Annotated in this window: 6 protein-coding genes and 1 pseudogene; 3 read left to right on the forward strand and 4 right to left on the reverse strand. The window is 51.9% G+C overall.

The features are described 5' to 3' along the window. The 3 genes and pseudogenes from AAC035_RS19620 to AAC035_RS19630 form a co-directional block, all read left to right on the forward strand. Window positions 1–363 (forward strand): annotated as a pseudogene (locus AAC035_RS19620) (hypothetical protein); the annotation flags it as partial. A 4-nt stretch (window positions 364–367) separates the two neighbouring features. Next, window positions 368–721, forward strand: a complete 354-nt coding sequence (locus tag AAC035_RS19625; RefSeq protein ID WP_339806805.1) for a hypothetical protein — start codon at window positions 368–370, stop codon at window positions 719–721. Between the two features lie 27 nt (window positions 722–748). Next, window positions 749–1,114, forward strand: coding sequence for a hypothetical protein (locus AAC035_RS19630; RefSeq protein WP_339806807.1), 366 nt, complete (start codon window positions 749–751; stop codon window positions 1,112–1,114). A gap of 43 nt (window positions 1,115–1,157) precedes the next feature. Here AAC035_RS19630 and AAC035_RS19635 read toward each other — a convergent pair whose 3' ends face one another. The 4 genes from AAC035_RS19635 to AAC035_RS19650 all read right to left on the reverse strand — a co-directional run. Continuing rightward, entirely contained in the window at window positions 1,158–1,757 is a 600-nt protein-coding gene (locus tag AAC035_RS19635) for a hypothetical protein (RefSeq protein WP_339806808.1), read from the reverse strand. A gap of 80 nt (window positions 1,758–1,837) precedes the next feature. Next, on the reverse strand, window positions 1,838–2,056 hold the full coding sequence (locus tag AAC035_RS19640; RefSeq protein ID WP_339806809.1) for a hypothetical protein: 219 nt from the start codon (window positions 2,054–2,056) through the stop codon (window positions 1,838–1,840). A 500-nt stretch (window positions 2,057–2,556) separates the two neighbouring features. Continuing rightward, entirely contained in the window at window positions 2,557–3,132 is a 576-nt protein-coding gene (locus AAC035_RS19645) for a hypothetical protein (RefSeq protein ID WP_339806810.1), read from the reverse strand. 15 nt (window positions 3,133–3,147) lie between these two features. Further along, on the reverse strand, window positions 3,148–3,570 hold a 423-nt coding region (locus tag AAC035_RS19650), incomplete at its 5' end, for a hypothetical protein (protein WP_339806811.1).

A 3,570-nucleotide genomic window follows, 5' to 3' on the forward strand; every position in this document is an offset into this window, starting at 1 on the left:
ACAGGCCGCGAGGCCTGGGAGTCTATCCCGGTGCGGGAAAGCGCCGACGTACAGAGGCTTTCAAAGTTCGCCAAAGTTGGTCGCATTCTGGGCCCGGGTCTGATTCTGCTGGATGGTGGTATGCGTTCTTATAACGTGCACCATGCCTGGCGGAATGGTGATCCGAACTGGAAGCGGATGGCATTTGTGGAGGGCGGTTCGTTTACCTTGGGCGTTGGCGCCGGTGTTGCGATTGGCTTGGCGATCGCCTTCACCCCTGTGGGGCTGGTGGTAGGCATTGTTGCTGGGGGAGCTGTGGCGGTTGGTGCTGATCACTTATTCAAAAGGCTCTTCAATCTGATTTACGATGAGATAAGAGGCTGATCTTTTGCAACTACATATATTCCTGGCGTTTTTAGGAGTTGCCTCTGCCGTGGTGTCGCTCCTCAGTGTCGTGCTCCTCAGGTTCACCCTTACCCGGAGGTTGAAAAATAGGCTCCAGCCTACGGATGATTATTGGGATACCGGTACTTTGGATTTTGGTTTCATGAATACGTATCTGTTTGCCTGGGCCTGCACCGTCCCCGGCTTTTCTCGCCTGAAAAAGTTCCAGGCGGTGTACCCAGGGCTTGATGTAAGAGGCTATTCAAAGTGGTTTGAGCGGTGGGCAGCTTATGGAACGATCGGCGGATTATTTTTGTTTTTTGTCTGCGGCATTATCGTGGTTTCGATTGAGCCATAAGTTGATCTTTTAAGACTGGGAAATAGAGTGAGTCTCTTGCCGTTGCATATCCTGATGGCCTTCATTTCCGCCGGGGGGGCCATCGTAATGTTACTTGGCCTTGTGGTTCTGAGGCTTACTTTAACCCGGCGCCTGAAAAAGAAACTCAAGCAAACGGGTGACTATTGGGAAACCGGTACGCTGGACTTCGGGCTTATGAATACCACGTTGTTTGCGTGGGCCTGTGTGTTGCCCTATATGCGGCGCCCCAGAATGTATCAAAACCTTTACCCCGGCTTGGAAATAAAGGAGGTTGTGGGCTGGTTTGAAAAGGTGGTCGCCTACGGAATTATCGGTGGTCTATCTATTTTTTTCTGTTCGAGTTTGTCTTTATTCTCATTGAGCCCTGACTGAGCAAGGCTCGCCGGACGCCCTGCAGTCCCATCACCGCCCGGACTTACTGACCACTCCGGGCTGTATCCAGGTTTTCAAGAAACAGATGCTTTCGCTCCAGGTACCGGGCGCCTTTTTCGAATCCTACCCGGCTATGATCCTCATGCAGAATCTGTTTGAGCTGCGGGTCGTGGCAATCGTTCGGGTTGCGTACCCAGGCATCATTGAAAAACTGCTTGCTGGCCCGGAGGATGACAGTGTCACACTTGGAATAGCCTGACTCTGAAAAGGTCTCAGCCCAACTGGGGTTGACCAGCTGATTCCCAAACACCAGTAGAGCCACTCCGAGAAACATGACCAATGTTGCCAACTTCTGAATGACGCCCATAAAAGATGGTATTCGCCGCCCTAGCAACTTCACGAAAAACATCTCGATATTGATGACGATTAAAGCGCTTACGGTTGGCACTACCGCGAACAGCAAAGCCGACTGTTGCAACTGGAACACCAGAAGCGGTCTCTGATGCTCGACAATATCCGATAAGTACGTGGAATAACTGTGATATCCATGCCACGCCAATGCGCCAATTCCAATAAGCAGAAGGTTAATCCATACAATGTTTCCCAGGACCTTGCTGCGTGTGGCCTGCAATTCCATGCTCATCAGCAAATCACCTGAAATTCAGCGGTGACAGGTGCCGAAGATAACCAGAAACTCGTGCTTCCACCTTTCGCTGAACTATGTCAATGAACATGGAGCCGGTCTTCGTCACTTTCCGTGTCATCGTCAGCTTGCTCAAGTATTTTTGTCATATCGCCTCCGGAGGCCAAACCTCTTGGCTCCTCAATCTCATCTGCACCACAATTCCGTAGCCGCTGCGAGGCAATTCTGATGGTCTCTTCCAGCGATTCTGGGCCTTTCTTCCGTCGCTGTTCCTTCAGGTTAATTGAGTTTTTTGCCACGAGTAACGCCTTGAAGTTTGAGCCAGGTGGACAGGCATCGGTAAAACCGCATCCATGCCCTGATCAGCCATGAGCTCTGCCCCGCCGACCAGCTCGGACAACTAATAGTGTAGCTGCGAGCACGAGCGTATTGACTATGAACGCAGCCAACAGCTCATAGGCTGTCAGAGGCGCAAAGGAATATCGTGCTGTCATGGTTCCGGCGAAATATAGAATATAAAGGTAGAGCCCCGCACTGAAACCAGCGCAAGGGGAGAATGCGAGTAATGTTCTCAAGTGCGGTATGGAATTTTGCCAACGAAACCGAACCATCAAAAGGCCTGCCAATACCGTCGCAACAGCATTCCCAGACAGCCCCCTAGCAGTATTGGTGGCCAGATTCACAATGAGCATGATAGTGGACAATGCGACGAATACGACCACGAAAAACGCAATACTGGCGAGCCATCCGCGTACATTTGTCAAAATTCAATCGCTCCGTCGCATTGTACTGGGAAATATTAGTTTGCCGGTGACATGGGGTTGGTTGGAACTCGTCGAGTTCGTTCCTGCAGTTCTCGGCTGGCGGATTCTCCAGTGGAGTGAGACGCCTCACCCAGGCCGACCAGAACAACTGAGGCAGCAAACCCAACAATATTTCCTTTTGTCATGCCGTGCTTAATCATTTGCCACACGCTGGCGCCAGCACCGTATGCCCCCGGATTGGCCCCTACCACCGTGCTGAAGCGACCAAAACTCCGGTGGAAGTCAACGATGCTCTGGAGCTCCTGGTTCGTCAACGACCACTTCTCCCAGCGTGGTTGTGCGACGATCAAAGCCACCTTTCCCAGGAGTTGGCCATAAAATGGCCGGTGTGAGTCTTTGAACTGATCGATCAGGCGCATGACTTCGCGCTGCTGGTGCGTTTCGATGTGGCGGTAGAGGATGAGGCCAGCCATAGAGGCGACCACAAGGTTATAGTCTGCATCCCGTGGAATCACCGGTTCGGGGATGCCAATGATCTCGGCGAGGCGATTGGCCGCTTGTTTCTGATTCTGGGGGGCTTCATACGGAATCAAATCGATAAAGTCAGACATATCTATCTCCATTAGTTATCTGAATTGGCAACGCTCTCTTACGGCCCTGAGAGCGTGTTCTACTGCTTGTGGTTCGAGCGTACTACCGTCGTTTTCTCCGACAAGTGTCGGAGTGAACTGAATGCTGAGTATCCAGTCTTGATCTGTGTTCAGCCAGTAAGCGTGCAGCTGGGACTGGTCATCGGATGTCACCTGCAGGATTTCCATACGTCCTTCCTGCCAGTCGGCGTTGGCTACGCTGCGTATCGCGTATGGAAGCTCGCTGTAATAATACGGAATAAAGGTGTCTTCGTTGATGGGGAAGCCATCCGTTGAGCCGGGTAAGTACTCAAGCCGGTTCACCCGCTGGCGCCGGATAGTCCAGATGTCGAAATGGGTACTTTTGTCCACGCCAAAGTTGACGGTTTCAGACTCGCCCTGATCATACGACTCGTTGAT

The organism is uncultured Marinobacter sp., assembly GCF_963974375.1.
GTDB lineage: Bacteria > Pseudomonadota > Gammaproteobacteria > Pseudomonadales > Oleiphilaceae > Marinobacter.

Excerpts from the sequence above, each read along its gene's own strand:
- AAC035_RS19635 (WP_339806808.1), bottom strand. The coding sequence starts at position 1,757 with ATGAGCATGGAATTGCAGGCCACACGCAGCAAGGTCCTGGGAAACATT.
- AAC035_RS19645 (WP_339806810.1), bottom strand. The coding sequence starts at position 3,132 with ATGTCTGACTTTATCGATTTGATTCCGTATGAAGCCCCCCAGAATCAG.